10 protein-coding genes are annotated in these 15,274 nt (G+C 44.8%); 8 read left to right on the top strand and 2 right to left on the bottom strand.

The window, feature by feature from the left end:
• Nucleotides 1–23: 23 nt before the first annotated feature.
• Complete coding sequence (gene leuA, locus MD535_RS16995; RefSeq protein WP_265676230.1) at nt 24–1,571, bottom strand: 2-isopropylmalate synthase; 1,548 nt, start codon at nt 1,569–1,571, stop codon at nt 24–26.
• 400 nt (nt 1,572–1,971) lie between these two features.
• Here leuA and MD535_RS16990 point away from each other — a divergent pair, with 400 nt between their 5' ends.
• The 7 genes from MD535_RS16990 (at nt 1,972) to MD535_RS16960 (ending at nt 12,350) form a co-directional block, all read left to right on the top strand.
• Nucleotides 1,972–2,625, top strand: a complete 654-nt coding sequence (locus MD535_RS16990; protein ID WP_265676229.1) for a TetR/AcrR family transcriptional regulator — start codon at nt 1,972–1,974, stop codon at nt 2,623–2,625.
• Nucleotides 2,626–2,642: 17 nt separating this feature from the next.
• Nucleotides 2,643–3,941 carry an efflux RND transporter periplasmic adaptor subunit gene (locus MD535_RS16985; protein ID WP_265676228.1) on the top strand — a complete coding sequence of 433 codons (1,299 nt, stop codon included), beginning with the start codon at nt 2,643–2,645 and terminating at the stop codon, nt 3,939–3,941.
• Nucleotides 3,938–7,039, top strand: a complete 3,102-nt coding sequence (locus MD535_RS16980; protein WP_265676227.1) for an efflux RND transporter permease subunit — start codon at nt 3,938–3,940, stop codon at nt 7,037–7,039. Before MD535_RS16985 ends, MD535_RS16980 begins: the two co-directional genes overlap by 4 nt.
• A 162-nt stretch (nt 7,040–7,201) precedes the next feature.
• A complete protein-coding gene (locus MD535_RS16975; protein WP_265676225.1) occupies nt 7,202–7,780 on the top strand; it encodes a phosphatase PAP2 family protein in 579 nt (192 codons plus the stop codon).
• A 10-nt stretch (nt 7,781–7,790) separates the two neighbouring features.
• On the top strand, nt 7,791–8,834 hold the full coding sequence (locus MD535_RS16970; RefSeq protein ID WP_265676224.1) for an MJ1255/VC2487 family glycosyltransferase: 1,044 nt from the start codon (nt 7,791–7,793) through the stop codon (nt 8,832–8,834).
• Nucleotides 8,835–9,382: 548 nt separating this feature from the next.
• On the top strand, nt 9,383–10,342 hold the full coding sequence (gene leuO, locus MD535_RS16965) for a transcriptional regulator LeuO (RefSeq protein WP_265676223.1): 960 nt from the start codon (nt 9,383–9,385) through the stop codon (nt 10,340–10,342).
• Between the two features lie 175 nt (nt 10,343–10,517).
• Nucleotides 10,518–12,350 carry an AMP-dependent synthetase/ligase gene (locus MD535_RS16960; RefSeq protein ID WP_265676222.1) on the top strand — a complete coding sequence of 611 codons (1,833 nt, stop codon included), beginning with the start codon at nt 10,518–10,520 and terminating at the stop codon, nt 12,348–12,350.
• A 239-nt stretch (nt 12,351–12,589) separates the two neighbouring features.
• On the opposite strand, the gene MD535_RS16955 is transcribed toward MD535_RS16960, so the two are convergent.
• On the bottom strand, nt 12,590–13,879 hold the full coding sequence (locus tag MD535_RS16955) for a peptidoglycan DD-metalloendopeptidase family protein (protein ID WP_265676221.1): 1,290 nt from the start codon (nt 13,877–13,879) through the stop codon (nt 12,590–12,592).
• Between the two features lie 129 nt (nt 13,880–14,008).
• Here MD535_RS16955 and tyrS point away from each other — a divergent pair, with 129 nt between their 5' ends.
• On the top strand, nt 14,009–15,196 hold the full coding sequence (gene tyrS / locus MD535_RS16950) for a tyrosine--tRNA ligase (RefSeq protein ID WP_265676219.1): 1,188 nt from the start codon (nt 14,009–14,011) through the stop codon (nt 15,194–15,196).
• Nucleotides 15,197–15,274 lie beyond the last annotated feature (78 nt).

The raw sequence follows: 15,274 nt of genomic DNA, 5'->3' as shown, positions 1-15,274 counted from the left end.
TTTTTAATGTTTTTGATAAAAACTTAAACCGTCTCTACTTTCTTCTGTTTTATTTCTTCTACTTGATTGGCTCGGTGAATGCTGTTGATCACGTGCAGTAGTGCTTGACCGGAGGCTTCGACAATGTCGGTTGAAACGCCGGTTCCGTGGTATTTACGTCCTTTGTAGTTGGCAATAATATCGGCTTGCCCTAAACCATCCTCGCCTTCACCTTTTGCAGTCAAATCAAACTTATCTAGAACAATGTCGTAACCCGTTACACGGTAAATACATTGGTAAAGCGCGTCAACCGGACCGTTGCCTACCGCCGCTTCGCAACGCTCTTCATCGCCACATTGAATTTTGATGCTGGTGGTCGCCATGATGCTACCAGACTGAACACTCAAGTAGTTAAGCTTATAGAAGTCGTCTTCTTCACGAAGATTTGAGAAATGCATCAAGGCTTCTAGGTCGTAGTCAAAGACTTGCCCTTTGCGATCCGCCAGTTTCAAAAAATCTTCATACAATGCATCTAGGTTATATTCAGCTTCGTTGTAACCCATTGAATCCATGTGGCTCTTCACAGCTGCTCGACCACTACGACTGGTTAGGTTTAAGGCCTTGTTTTTAAGACCGATGGACTCAGGCGTCATGATTTCGTAAGTATTTTTATTTTTGATCATGCCATCTTGGTGGATACCGGAAGAGTGGCTAAATGCATTGGCACCAACAATCGCTTTGTTATCTTGAATCGGCATATTACAAAGCTGGCTAACCAATTTACTTGTGCGGTGCAACTCTTGATGATTGATACCGGTTTGCACGCCCAACAACTCTTGGCGAGTTTTGATGATCATGGCGATTTCTTCTAGTGAACAGTTACCAGCGCGCTCACCAATGCCGTTAATGGTCCCTTCAATTTGACGTGCGCCCGCTTGGACAGCTGCAATTGAGTTAGCAACCGACATGCCTAAGTCATCGTGGCAATGCACAGAAATGATGGCTTTGTCGATGTTAGGGACTCGGTTAAACAAGGTTTGGATAATGCCGCCAAATTCATTGGGCACGGTGTAGCCGACCGTGTCCGGAATGTTGATGGTTGTTGCGCCAGCGTTGATTGCCGCTTCAACCATGCGACACAGGTTGTCAATAGGCGTTCGTCCAGCATCTTCACAAGAAAATTCCACATCGTCAGTATAGTTACGGGCATGTTTTACCGCTTTTACTGCCATTTCGACCACATCATCGTAACTGCGGCGAAGTTTGTCTTGTACGTGGACTGTCGAGGTTGAAATAAACGTGTGAATACGGAATGCATCGGCAACTTTTAGCGCTTCAGCTGCCGCATCAATGTCTTTTGCGACTGCGCGAGACAAGGCACAAACACGGCTGTTTTTGATGTTCTTCGCAATGGCCTGTACAGACTCAAAATCACCTGGCGATGAAATTGGGAAGCCAGCCTCGATAACATCCACACCTAGGCGTTCGAGAGCGAAAGCAATTTGCAGTTTCTCTTTTACTGTCAAACTGGCTGAAAGAGCTTGCTCGCCGTCACGCAACGTGGTGTCAAAGATAATTACCTGGTCATTCATATTTGCTTCCTCTTTGTACAGGTTAATCGTTTACGTCCTGTTCGATTGATATAAAAAAGCCCGCATCTCGATGCGGGCTTTAAGAAAATTCTTAGTGGTGTTTTTCAGACACTGGCTACCCGCGCGTTTTGGTCACGATAAGGAGGAGGCTCAGCAGGAGAGAAAAACGTAATGTCATTGTTATACATTCCACGAAATTTGGTTAACAAATTAGTACCGCACTCACACTTCAGCGTCAAGTGTTTCCGCTATTTTTTGTGGTTATCGGATGAGTCAGACTGAAATGAGGCAAATTCATCACTATTTAATCAATTGATTAAATAGTGATGAATTTAAATACTCTCAATATGTTAATCAATTGTTCTATAATTAATCGCTTGATTAATTATAGAGATAAGAGATGCAAGAAAACGATGTGGCGATAAAAAGAAAGGTTGGACGACCGAGTAAGCAAACCGACACCAGAGAAAAGCTGTTAAGTCATGCTCGAGATTTGTTTGTCGTCATGCCTTATGACAAAGTGTCCACTCGTTTAATCGCCCAACGAGCTGGCGTTAATATTGCGATGATTCGTTACTACTTTGGTAATAAAGAGGGGCTGTTTGAGTCGATGATTCGGGAAACAATTCAGCCGATGAAGCAGCAAATGGAAGCCACTTTTGCCTCAGATGATCACAAAAATATCTTTGAGTTTATGCGAATCTACTATCACGAAATGAATAAAGTACCGCAGTTCCCAAGGTTGATTTCTCAAGTCATGCATATGCCGCCATCGGCCACGCAGCGACGCCTGTTTGAAAAAGTCTTTAGCGATATTGGTCGACCTGATCACGACTTAATCTTTGGTAAATTACAAGCGGCGGGTTACTTACGAGATGGCGTGGATCCTAAGTTGTGTAAGGTCTCCTTTATTGCCCTCATGGTTTTCCCGTTCCTTGCGCCTCCTGCGATGTTGCAACTGCATGGTATTGAGTTAACGGAAACGTTCCTCGATGAGTTACTCGATCACAACATCCAACTTCTTACGCGTGGCTTGCTGCGTACTAATTATTAAAAATCAGAATGTTAACGATGAAGCCTATGAATAAGAAATTACTGTTTTTTCCTGCGTTTGCAGTGGGAGTGGTGGTGTTGATTGCCGCGATTAATTTAAGACCAGATATTCCAACAAAACCTGCCGGTGATCGTGCCAGAGTGGTGGATATTGTTACTATGCAGCCACAACTTTCTTCCCCTTTTGCTGTGGGTTTTGGTCGTGTGACGCCAAAACTGGAATGGAAGGCCATATCAGAAGTATCGGGTGAAGTGGTGTACAAGCACCCAGCGTTAGAAAAGGGCAATATCGTTGCAGCAGGAACGGAAGTACTGCGTATCGACCCGCTCGATTACCAACTTAGATTATCGCAGGCTATTGCCGATGTGAAATCCAGCCAGACGCAACTTGCGCGTATTGATCAAGAAGAAATCAACTTAAAGCAAACGCTAACCATTGAGCTTAATCGCCTGACGTTAACAAAGAACGAGTATCAGCGACGAGTTGACCTCAATAAGCGAGGTCTAAGCTCGCAGTCGGATGTGGATACCCAGAAGCAAAACATGCTGTCACAGCAAAAATTGGTGCAAGAGCTACAAAACCAATTGGCATTATTACCGGATGAAAGAGAGGTGGCGCTTGCGGTGGTCAATGTGAATAACGCAAAAGAGCAAGAAGCGCAGCGCCTGCTTGCCAAAACGCGTATCTATTTACCCCAGACATTGCGGATTTCGGAAGTGGATGCCGAGGTCAATCAAGTGGTGAATCAGCAGCAAGCCATGGTCACCGCACACGGTACTGACATGATGGAAGTGGAAGCTCAGTTATCCATACACGATCTTCAATTGATCGCCAATACCTTTAATGGCAATGAACAAAACCCGTTACAAAGCCTAAATGCGGTCATTGAATTAAGTAGTGGCAACCTGTTATCCACATGGCCTGCAAAAGTCGTGCGCGTGAGTGAAACGGTGGATCCTAACCAAGCAACGGCAGGGGTGATCCTTGAGATCCCACAAACTACTACAGGAAATGGTTTGTCTGATACTCCGCTGTTGGTCAATGGAATGTTTGTTAAAGCCATCATTGAAGGTAAGCCGCAGCAAGCATGGCTGATCCCAGAGCGTGCGTTGCACGGCGATAAAGTGTACCTGATGGATGATGAACAGCGTCTTACTATCATGCCAGTTACGGTAGTGTATCGACGTGACAACCAAGTTTCAGTGGCAGGGGCTTTTCAAGGGGGAGAGAAACTGATCCTGAATGACTTATTGCCGGCGATTGAAGGCATGTTGCTGAGAGATTCGAGCATGAAACAGGGGGAACCTGACTCATGATTCGTTTTTTCGCAAAACATCCCACCGCTGCCAACTTGTTGATGTTGGCGCTGGTAATACTGGGTCTATCTTCACTCTCGACGATTAAACGTGAGACGTTTCCCGAGTTCAGTCCTCCTTACATCATGGCGGCGATCACCTATCCCGGCGCGTCACCTCAAGAGGTGGAAGAGAGTCTATGCATTCGTATGGAAGATGCCGTTGATGGCTTAGCAAACATTGAAGAGACCAAATGTGAAGCAATAGAAGGCTCCGCCCGCTTGACGTTAAAGCTATCTGAGAAAGCGGATATCGGTCGTATGCTGGTGGACGTTCAGACTCAGATTAATTCTATCAATGATTTTCCCGATGAGATCGAGTCTCCAATTGTCCAAGAACTGGATTGGAATGAGCCCGTGGTCGATATTGCGATTACCGCGGATATAGGATGGCCACAACTCAAAGCCTACGCCGAGCAACTCAAGAGAACATTGAAACTCGATTACGGCGTGTCATTGGTTGAGGTCAGTGGCTTTTCTGATCATCAATATCGTGTTGAACTCAATACCCAGGTAATGCGACAACTAGGGCTGAGCGTGAACGATATTGCCGCTAAAATTGGCAAACAGAACGTGAAGCTACCCAGTGGTAATGTAGAGACCATCGACAAAAATTTTCTTATTCGTTTTGATGAACGTCGAGTGTCGCCGCAAGAGCTTGCCTCGTTAGTGATTGGTTCCAGCTCTTCTGGTGCGTTAATTCGTCTTAACGACGTGGCCACGATTACCGACAGGTTTGAGTTGGATGAGCAGAAAGTGTTGTTCAATGACAAGCCTTCGGCAGTGCTTAAAATTAGTAAAAACAAGGAAGACGATGCCCTGCGAATTAAAGACAATGTGGTGCAATTTGTTGAGGACCAACGCGCTATAGCACCGGAAGGCGTGACGCTAGAAATGACCAACGATCTCTCATCTGTGTTGTGGGATCGTTTGACCATGATGGTGAAAAATGGCTGGCAAGGGATTGTCTTAGTCTTTGCCACCATGTGGTTATTCTTTAGTTTCCGTTACTCATTTTGGGTGGCGGCAGGTTTGCCCGTTGCGTTTTTAGGTGGGTTGTTCTTAATGGCGAGCCTTGGATTATCCATTAACATTATGTCGTTAGTCGGGCTATTGATGGCGATAGGGATCATGATGGATGACGCCATCGTAATTGCAGAGTCGATTGCCTCGCATCTTGACCGAGGGCAAAAAATTGATGACGCGGTCATTAATGGCGTTAAGAAAGTGCTACCAGGTGTGATCTCCTCATTTTTAACCACCGTGTGTATTTTTGGCAGCTTACTGTTCCTTGATGGCGAAATGGGCGCGGTATTGAAGGCGGTGCCACAGGTACTGATTTTGGTGTTGTCGTTGAGCCTCATCGAAGCATTTTTGATTTTGCCGAGCCACCTATCTCACTCGTTACATAAACAGAAAAAAGAAAAACCGCCGATTAAATTTAAGCGTGTTTTACTCGAGCGCTTTGAGAACTTTAGAAATACGACACTAGTTAATGCGGTCGATCGGGTCGTATCGCAGCGGTATGCCTTTATGGGGGGAGTGCTGTCACTGCTCTTGGTTTCTATTGCGTTAATTGCTGGTGGTGCGGTGAAGTTTGTCCCATTCCCTGAATTAGATGGCGATACTGCGGAAGTTCGTATTATTTTGCCACCTGGCGCGTCGCTCGCGCAAACGGAACGAGTGGTTGAACGCGTGGTTGCTTCCGCTAAAAAGCTCAACCTGGTATGGAGTGAAAATAATGAAGGAGGGCGAACGTTAGTTCAACAGATCACCAGCCAGTTTAACACCAATCAAGATGCAAACGAGTCGGGGCCTCATCTTGCGACGGTTCGGCTTGACCTTCTTGGTGCGGAAGAACGAAATACGCTGATTGACGATTTTGTCGATGCGTGGCGGGATGATGTCGGCGAGCTGGCCGATCCTATCTCGTTGGTATTTAAACAACCTACGATGGGACCGGGTGGTCGAGCGATTGAAATTCGCATTAAGCATGACAACCTTGAGCAGCTTAAAGCGGCGTCCATTGATATTCAGCAGTATCTCAATGAATTCGATGGTGTGCATGGTGTTCTCGATGACATGCGATTGGGTAAAGAAGAAATTCTGGTTAAGTTACGTCCGGGAGCAGAGACATACGGGGTAGATGGTCAGCTCATTGCTAATCAATTACGAGCGGCTTTCTTTGGTCAAACGGCCGATGAGATCCAGCTTGGTGTTGAGAACATCAAAATCGAGGTGAAACTCAATAAGCACGATATCGCCGATGTTCAGCAATTGGCTAATTTCCCGATCATTCTCCCTGATGGCGCGCAATTGCCGTTAGGTGCCATCGCCACCATGGATTTTCAGCGTAATTATGTCAGGATCCAGCGAATTGATGGGCTGCGAACCATTAGCGTATTTGGCGACACCGATAACAGTAAAGTCAGCTCATCTGACATTATCCGTCAATTCCAGAATGAGGAGGTCCCGATCCTTAAGCAAGCTTACCCTGGACTTCGTTTTGATTTTGAGGGTTCAGCAAAAGATACCGCTAAAACGGGCTCCTCGATGGGCAAAGGGTTCTTGCTCGGACTGTTTGGTGTATTTTGTATTTTAAGCTACCAGTTCCGCAGTTACTTAGAACCCTTTGTGGTTATGTTGGCCATTCCACTCGCATTCATTGGCGTGGTGTGGGGGCACTTATTGCTTGGGCACTCATTAAGCATGCCAAGCATCATGGGCTTTGTGTCATTAGCGGGGATTGTGGTGAATGATTCTATTTTGCTAGTGCAATACATTCGTCATCATGTCGATGAGGGGGAGTCGGTTCACGAGTCTGTAGTGAAAGCCAGTCGGGAGCGGTTTAGAGCGGTGTTCCTAACCTCGATGACAACCGCTGCTGGGTTACTGCCACTGCTGATGGAAACCAGTTTGCAGGCTCAGGTTATCCAGCCGTTAGTGATCTCGATTGTGTTTGGTATTTTCGCTTCCACGTTACTGGTGTTGTTCATGATTCCATCCGCTTACGCCATATTAGCGGACTGGGGATTGGTGCATAAACACGAAGACATTTAACCGTTAGTCGCGCTACTTCCTTGATAGCGTGCTAAGTAAAATGAGTGAGGTAAGCTCTTACCTCACTCACCTTCATCATATCTCCAACAATTCGTCACCTAACTGTCATGCAACCTGACTATTTTTTGATCATACGAGATTATCTATGACAAGGAGTAGGTCATGCGTACTATTGAACCGATTGCTCGTTTCGATTTAGCGTTTTCATTGTTTTGTTTGGATCACCGTTTTAATGCTCAAGTCGCGCGACTGAGCCGGTTAATTTCTAGAAGTGGTGATGGTCCCCTGTATGCTTGTTTAGCTGCCTTCGTTTGGTTTTTTGATGAGCGTGTCGGCGAGGCATTTTTGGCGGTGGCCTTACTCGCTTTTGCTATTGAACTCCCTATCTATTGGGTGGCAAAAAACAGTTTTAAACGTCGCCGTCCCCAAGAACTCTGTCAGTTTGTTCAGCCTTTCATTACCCCCTCCGACCGTTACAGTTTGCCGTCAGGGCATACCGCGGCTGCGTTTTTAATGGCAACCGTTATTGGTCATTTCTATCCAGACTGGTTCTTTGTGTGCCTTGTGTGGGCCACCTTGATTGGGGTGTCGCGTGTGCTGCTCGGGGTGCATTTTTTAACGGATGTTGTAATAGGTGCGGTGCTTGGTGCGTTGTGTGCCATGTTGGCGCTGAACTGGGTGTTTTCGAACTATATAACGTCAAAATCGATCGTATTGGATTACGTCGAACTACTGGCTTAAGGGGATGTGCGTGAAGATTCTATATGGAGTTCAAGGAACCGGGAATGGTCATATCGCTAGAGCGAGAGCCATGAGTGAAGCACTACGAACTCATGATGTCGAGGTTGATTTTTTATTCTCTGGTCGTGACAAAGATAAGTACTTTTCAATGGAGCAATTTGGGCAATACCAAACTCGGCGCGGATTTAGCTTCGTAACGAAAAATGGCAAAGTTGACTATCTTCAAACGGCGACGGATAACAACATACTCCATTTCATGCAAGAAACGCGATCACTGGATGTCAGCCATTATGATTTAGTGGTGAACGATTTTGAGCCGATTTCGGCTTGGGCAGCGAAGCGCCAAAAAGTGCCGACGGTGAGTATCAGTCATCAAAATGCTTTTCGCTTCGACGTACCTCAAAAAGGCTCAAGTTGGTTGGACAGCCAAATTATCCAACATTTTGCACCCTCGGATCACCAACTAGGATTGCATTGGTATCACTTTGATCAGCCTATTTTGCCACCGATTGTGCATACTCAATCGCATGAGGTGACGTCAGAAGAGATGGTTCTGGTTTATCTGCCGTTTGAAAGTCTCGATGTCATCATTGATCTTTTGGTTCGCTTTGTTAATCAGCCATTTGTTTGTTATCACCCTGATGTCGTTGAAATCGCAACCATTGAGAATTTGACGATGAAGCCCTTGAGTCATCAGACTTTTCAAGTCGACTTACATCGATGTAATGGTGTCATCGCAAATGGCGGTTTTGAATTGCCTTCTGAAGCATTGAGCTTAGGTAAGAAGTTATTGGTAAAGCCTTTAGAAGGGCAGTTTGAACAACAAAGTAATGCTGCAACATTAGAAAGCCTTGGGTTAGCTCATAGTATGGATACATTAAACGCGTCTATGGTTAGGGATTGGTTAGATGAGCAACAAGCGGAGCGCGTGGTTTATCCTGATGTGGCGAGCGAGATAGCTCATTGGTTAATGTCAGGTGAGTGGCATTGCAGCCAATCTTTGCGCCAACGCCTATGGGAGAAAGTGGATTTCCCAAGTTATGTTTCGATGTGAGTACGATTCTTATGGATACGTTTACTTGATATTCCGAAATTCAAATACGTCTTACCGGATAAAGACATAAACGGCAGGAAAAAGCGACGATAAGTCGCTTTTTTTCGTATGGGAGGATAGCGGGCTATCTTTATTTTGAATGATTGGTCTCGCTATCATTTGTCTGACCTATGTGTTTTTATTGTAGTTCGGGTGGTGACCTATAAGATATAGCGATGAAGAGGCTCTATCATTAAATTGCACTCATATAGCGTTCGTTTATCATTTTAGAGGTTCTTTGCAACAAAAGTTATCAAAAATATAATTTATCTTTTTTTATAATACATGTAAGCTATTGTTGTTTATGGTTATTGTATTGTTGTCGGTAAAATATGATGATTCTTTATCAATCTAGTTGGTGTTGAAGTTATTATTAGTGGATAGTTTGCTTCGTCCTCGAACTATGCAGAGGATTAATAGAACATTGTAGGGTACAGAAATGGACAACATACGTTTCTGCTTAATCCTTACCCACATATTCGAGATTGAAATTTAACGAGGCTTACTAAATGTTAGACAAAAAAGATGCTATGAGCGCAATCGCTAGCTACCGCATGGAAAGCACATTACGTGGCGTAGATCTAAACCTATTAACCGTATTTGACGCAGTAATGCAGGAACAAAACATTACTCGTGCAGCGCACAACTTAGGAATGTCACAACCAGCAGTTAGTAACGCCGTTGCGCGTCTAAAAGTGATGTTCAATGACGAGTTGTTTATGCGCCAAGGTCGCGGTATTCAGCCGACTCAACGCGCTCGTCAGTTGTTTGGCCCTGTTCGTCAAGCATTACAATTGATTCGCAATGAACTACCAAGCTCAATCTTTACACCAGAGACATCAACCCGTCTGTTTAAGATGGCGATTTGCTCTCCATGCGATATGCGCTTTGCGCCAAAAATCATGCAAAACATTGGTGAGCAGGCGCCTCACGTACAGTTGCATTTAGATGCTGAAGCGGACCGCCAACTGGCTGATCGTATGCGCTACCAAGAAATCGACTTTGTTATCGATTATGCACGCTACGATGCACAAGGTTTCTCGAGCACAGAAATCTTCCAAGATGAGCTAGTGGTCGTGGCGTCGAAAAACCACCCACGCATTCATAATGCGGTGAGCGTTGCTCAACTAAGTAATGAAAAGCACGCGAAACTGTCAAAAGTACACGGTGTTCGCAGTTTCTCTGAGCATGCTTATAAAGATTTAGAGTGCCAAGCATCTTATGAAGGCACAAGCCTAAGCAACGTCCTATACGTGGTTGGACAATCTGAACTTGTGACAATCGCACCACGCTGGATGGTAGAAAACGCGGTCAACAAAGATCAATTACAAGTCATTGCCTTGCCATTTGATAATGCGATGATTAGCGGCTACCTAAGCTGGCATGAGTCGAGTGAAAAAGATAAAGGTCACATTTGGTTGCGTGATCAACTGATGATGATTTGCGGTGAAGTTGTCGCACTAGCGTAATTCACACCCAATGAGAATAAGCCCTTGATATTAGCTTTGAAGCCTAGTATCAGGGGCTTTTTCGTTACATTATTTATTGATAACTTTGATTTGAGTCTGTTGCCTTTTTTACCATCATAGGTACACTTGTTCGCTGAAAAAGCTTACATGTGTACGCTTAAAGGTAAGATAGAACATGGCTAATTTAGAATTCCATATTGTAAAAAAGATTCGCGACAGGATCACGCAAGGTGGCGACAAGATCGCCTTAAAACACAAGATTAACAATGTGTGGCAAGGGATAAGTTGGAAAGAGTTTGGCGCTAGTATTGACGCGCTGTCTCTCGCTTTGCTGAATAAAGGAATCCAACCTCAAGATAAGATCGGTATTATTGCCAATAATATGCCGAAATGGACAATCGCTGACTTCGCCTCGCTCCAACTGCGGGCGGTGACGGTACCCATTTACCCAACAAATACCCCAGCTCAAACGAGTTATATTCTTCAAAATGCTGACGTACGCATTCTATTTGTTGGCGAGCAAGAGCAGTTTGACGCTGCACTTTCTATTTATGAAGAGTGTCCACAATTAGAGTGGATTGTCGCGATGAGCGACGACATCGAGATCACAGATGACTCCTATGTCACACGTTGGGATGACTTTATCGCCACGCCAAGTGTTCAACCAGAGCACCTTGAACAAACGCTGCAAGAGCGAATTGAACAGGCTAATTTTGATGATCTTTTGACGCTTATCTACACATCAGGAACAACGGGACAGCCAAAAGGCGTCATGTTGGACTACCAAAACATTGGCGCTCAGTTAAAAGGGCATGATGAACGTTTGAGCTTATCAGAAGACGATGTGTCGCTGTGTTTTTTACCGTTATCTCATGTATTTGAGCGCGCTTGGACCTTCTATGTTTTATACAAAGGGGGAACCAACTGTTACCTGCAAGACACAATGCAAGTCAGGGATGCGTTAGGTGAAATTCGTCCAACCGTGATGAGCGCCGTTCCACGCTTTTATGAGAAGATTTTCTCAGCTATCCATGAGCGAGTCTCTAAGGCCCCTGTGCATCGTAAGGTATTGTTTACTTGGGCGGTGAATATGGGGGCCAAAATGGCACAATGTCGCCAAGATAATGTTCAGCCTTCTTTTATGTTAAAAAAGAGCTATGCATTGGCGGATAAAATCGTACTAAATAAGCTACGTGAATTGCTTGGTGGTCAAATAAACTTTATGCCATGCGGTGGTGCAAAGCTTGATGAAACCATCGGACGTTTTTTCCAAGCGATTGGGATTAACGTTAAGCTTGGCTATGGTATGACTGAAACCACGGCAACCGTGTCATGCTGGGATGATACCTGTTATAACCCTGACTCTATTGGTATGCCGATGCCGGGAGCGGAAGTTAAGATTGGCGAAAATAACGAAATCTTAGTTCGTGGTCCTATGGTGATGCGTGGTTATTACAAAATGCCAGAAGAAACGGCGAAAACCTTTGATGCCGATGGATTCTTAAAAACTGGCGATGCTGGTGAGTTTGACGTTAATGGTAACCTGTTTATTACCGACCGAATAAAAGAATTGATGAAAACCTCTAATGGTAAATATATTGCTCCTCAAGCGATTGAAGGCACCATTGGTAAAGATCATTACATTGAACAAATTGCCGTGATTGCTGATACCAGAAAGTTTGTTTCGGCGCTTATCGTGCCTTGTTTTGATACGCTTGAAGAATACGCCAAAGAACTGAACATCAAATACCACGATCGCATTGAGTTGATTAAGCACAATGAAGTGGTTGAGATGTTCGAAAAGCGTGTATTTGAGCTGCAAAAGGGTTTGGCTAAATTTGAACAAGTGAAGAAATTCAAATTGTTGCCACGTGGCTTCTCGATGGATAAAGGTGAATTGACACCAACTCAAAAATTACGTCGTAAAGTGATTAACGATCGCTACCAAGACGAAATTGAAGAGATGTACAACGATCATCCTCATAAGCACGATAAAAAAGACAAGTAATCGGTCGATAACAAAAAAGCCCTCAGAACTCTGTTCTGAGGGCTTTTTGCTTTTATGGCGTCAGAGTCAGTGCGTGCTAAAAATACGCACGCTGTGCTTTACAGGGAGTGATTCAGTCATGTTCTATATCTAATAGAACCATAGAACCATAGAACCATAGAACCATAGAACCATAGAACCATAGAACCATAGAACCATAGAACCATAGAACCATAGAACCATAGAACCATAGAACCCAATTACGGTTTAGCTAACAGCAACTCACTGTAACGCTCCATTTTGTTTAGGCGCACTTCTGCATTGGCTAAGAAGGTTTGCTTAGCTTTACCTGCGAGCGATTTTGATTGCGGCAGTTTGACCGTTCTTGCGTTTTTGTGCACGCCGTTGACGAGGAACTCGTAATGCAAGTGAGGTCCGGTAACCCGTCCTGTGCCACCCAATGTACCAATAGTTTGCCCCTGCTTAACCCTTTGTCCTGTTCTTACTGTACGTTTGGTCAAATGCAGGTACTTAGTGATATAGGTATTACTGTGCTTAATGAAGACGTAATTACCATTAAATTGGTTGTAACTGGATTTTTGTACCACCCCGTCTCCGGCCGCCCAAATAGGCGTTCCCACTGGTGCTGCGTAATCCGTTCCTCTGTGCGCCCTTACTTTTCCGGTGACCGGATGGCGACGAGTGGGGTTAAAATTGGACGTAACGCGACGGAAATCAAGCGGAGAGCGCAAAAAGGCTTTCTTCATGGCGCGACCATTTTCATCATAATAGCTGCCAGTATTGTCATCGAGGATAGCTTTAAACGTATCACCTTGGTTCTTAAATACCGCCGCGATAATTTTACCTCGCCCAATCACTTCACCTTCCACCACTTTCTCTTGATACAGCAACTCAAAATGGTCACCTGAGCGAATGTCTAGAGCGAAGTCGATGTCCCAACCAAATATACCGGCAAGCTCCATGATTTGATTGGCGGTTAGTCCTGCCCCTATGCCCGCGTTCCAGAAGTTTGAGGTGATATCCGCTTCAGCATAGTTATATTGGTAATCAATCTCTTTCTTGCTGAGCTCAGAGCGAAAACCATTGTCAGTGCGAGTGATAACAAACGTTTCGTAGTCGCTGATCTTTCGTTTTAGCTGCAGTAACTCATTATTTTCATCAAAGCCAAATATCAGCTTGTCACCTGGTCGAAGCCTGGATAACTGTTTTTCAATGTCTTTGTTGGTATTCACGAGATCGTAAAGCAGTCGAGCGGACAAACCGACCCGTTGAAAAAGAATCGCTGCGCTTTCACCTGAGCGAACAGAATGCTCTTCCCAATTGAGTACAACGGTAGGGACTTGTTCGTTAACAATGCTTAACGCCGACGCTTTGATTTTCAGAGGGTAGTACTTACCTACCTCCAGTTTATTGGGGTCGTCGTGAAGATCGGCGGCGTCGGGCAGAAAGAGTGCCACAACAATTAGCGCCGTAAAAAAAGCGATAAGAGCTCGGTGAAGCCAAGGGAGGCGCTTAAAAACAGATACCATGAGTGATTAATTCAACATTATTTTCTAAATTTCCTGAACCATTTAGTCTAACTGGTTTCAAAAAACATCGCTATTCAAGTAAGATGTCCAACTATTATATTTTTGCCAAATCTGTGGGAGTGAACAAGAATGGCGAACCTAGAAGCAGCATTGGCTGAAATTAAACGTGGTGTTGATGAGCTAATTCCAGAAGAAGAGCTCATTGCAAAGCTTAAAGAGAACCGTCCTCTACGTATTAAGCTAGGTGCCGATCCTACAGCACCGGATATTCACTTGGGACACACCGTTATTTTGAATAAGCTGCGTACGTTCCAAGATTTAGGTCATGACGTGACGTTCCTTATTGGTGATTTTACGGGCATGGTCGGTGATCCGACGGGTAAAAACACAACTCGACCACCACTGACTCGTGAAGATGTGCTTCGTAACGCAGAGACCTATAAAGAGCAAGTATTCAAAATTTTGGACCCAGCGAAAACAAAAATTCAGTTTAACTCTGAATGGCTGTCTGAGCTTGGTGCAGAAGGCATGATTCGTTTAGCGGCAAACCAGACGGTTGCGCGTATGCTTGAGCGTGATGACTTTAAAAAGCGTTACAGCAATGGACAGCCAATCGCGATTCATGAATTTATGTATCCGTTGCTGCAAGGCTATGATTCAGTAGCGATGGAAACGGACGTAGAGTTAGGCGGTACTGATCAAAAGTTCAACCTGCTTATGGGTCGTGAACTGCAAAAAGCACATGGTCAAAAGCCACAGGTTATCTTGACGATGCCACTGCTGGTAGGCTTGGATGGCGAGAAGAAAATGTCTAAGTCGGCTCACAACTACATTGGTGTGAGTGAAGTCCCGACTGAAATGTTTGGCAAAATCATGTCAATTTCAGATGTACTGATGTGGAGCTACTACGAGCTGCTGTCTTTCCGTCCACTAGAAGAGATTGCGCAATTTAAGGCTGACGTTGAAGCGGGCAAGAATCCACGTGATGTTAAAATACTGCTAGCAAAAGAAATTATTGCACGTTTCCACTCACAAGCGGATGCTGATGCGGCTGAGCAAGAGTTCATTAACCGTTTCCAAAAAGGCGCAATGCCGGACGAAATGCCAGAGCTAGAGCTGGAAGCGGGAATTGCGATCAACAACCTGCTAAAAGAAGCCGGTTTAGTCGGTTCAACCTCAGATGCGATGCGCATGATTCGTCAAGGCGCAGTGAAAATTGATGGTGAAAAAGTAGAAGATACCAAATTAGTCCCTGCTGCAGGGCAAGCGGTTTACCAAGTGGGTAAGCGTAAGTTCGCTCGAGTGACGCTAAAGTAATGTTCTTCTCTTGTTTGTATGTCTAGTCGCTACGGCACTGGCGCGAATAACTAAGACGTAAAAGCCTCCTTTTAAGGA

This window comes from Vibrio qingdaonensis, assembly GCF_026191675.1.
Lineage (GTDB): Bacteria > Pseudomonadota > Gammaproteobacteria > Enterobacterales > Vibrionaceae > Vibrio > Vibrio qingdaonensis.
The sequence above is the reverse complement of the archived record's forward strand: the minus strand, read 5'-3'. Positions and strand labels throughout refer to the sequence as shown.

Bases quoted from the DNA above. Each gene is read 5' to 3' on its own strand.
- leuA (WP_265676230.1), bottom strand. From the start codon at position 1,571: ATGAATGACCAGGTAATTATCTTTGACACCACGTTGCGTGACGGCGAG.
- MD535_RS16990 (WP_265676229.1), top strand. From the start codon at position 1,972: ATGCAAGAAAACGATGTGGCGATAAAAAGAAAGGTTGGACGACCGAGT.
- MD535_RS16985 (WP_265676228.1), top strand. From the start codon at position 2,643: ATGAAGCCTATGAATAAGAAATTACTGTTTTTTCCTGCGTTTGCAGTG.
- MD535_RS16980 (WP_265676227.1), top strand. From the start codon at position 3,938: ATGATTCGTTTTTTCGCAAAACATCCCACCGCTGCCAACTTGTTGATG.
- MD535_RS16975 (WP_265676225.1), top strand. From the start codon at position 7,202: ATGCGTACTATTGAACCGATTGCTCGTTTCGATTTAGCGTTTTCATTG.
- leuO (WP_265676223.1), top strand. From the start codon at position 9,383: ATGTTAGACAAAAAAGATGCTATGAGCGCAATCGCTAGCTACCGCATG.
- MD535_RS16960 (WP_265676222.1), top strand. From the start codon at position 10,518: ATGGCTAATTTAGAATTCCATATTGTAAAAAAGATTCGCGACAGGATC.
- MD535_RS16955 (WP_265676221.1), bottom strand. From the start codon at position 13,879: ATGGTATCTGTTTTTAAGCGCCTCCCTTGGCTTCACCGAGCTCTTATC.
- tyrS (WP_265676219.1), top strand. From the start codon at position 14,009: ATGGCGAACCTAGAAGCAGCATTGGCTGAAATTAAACGTGGTGTTGAT.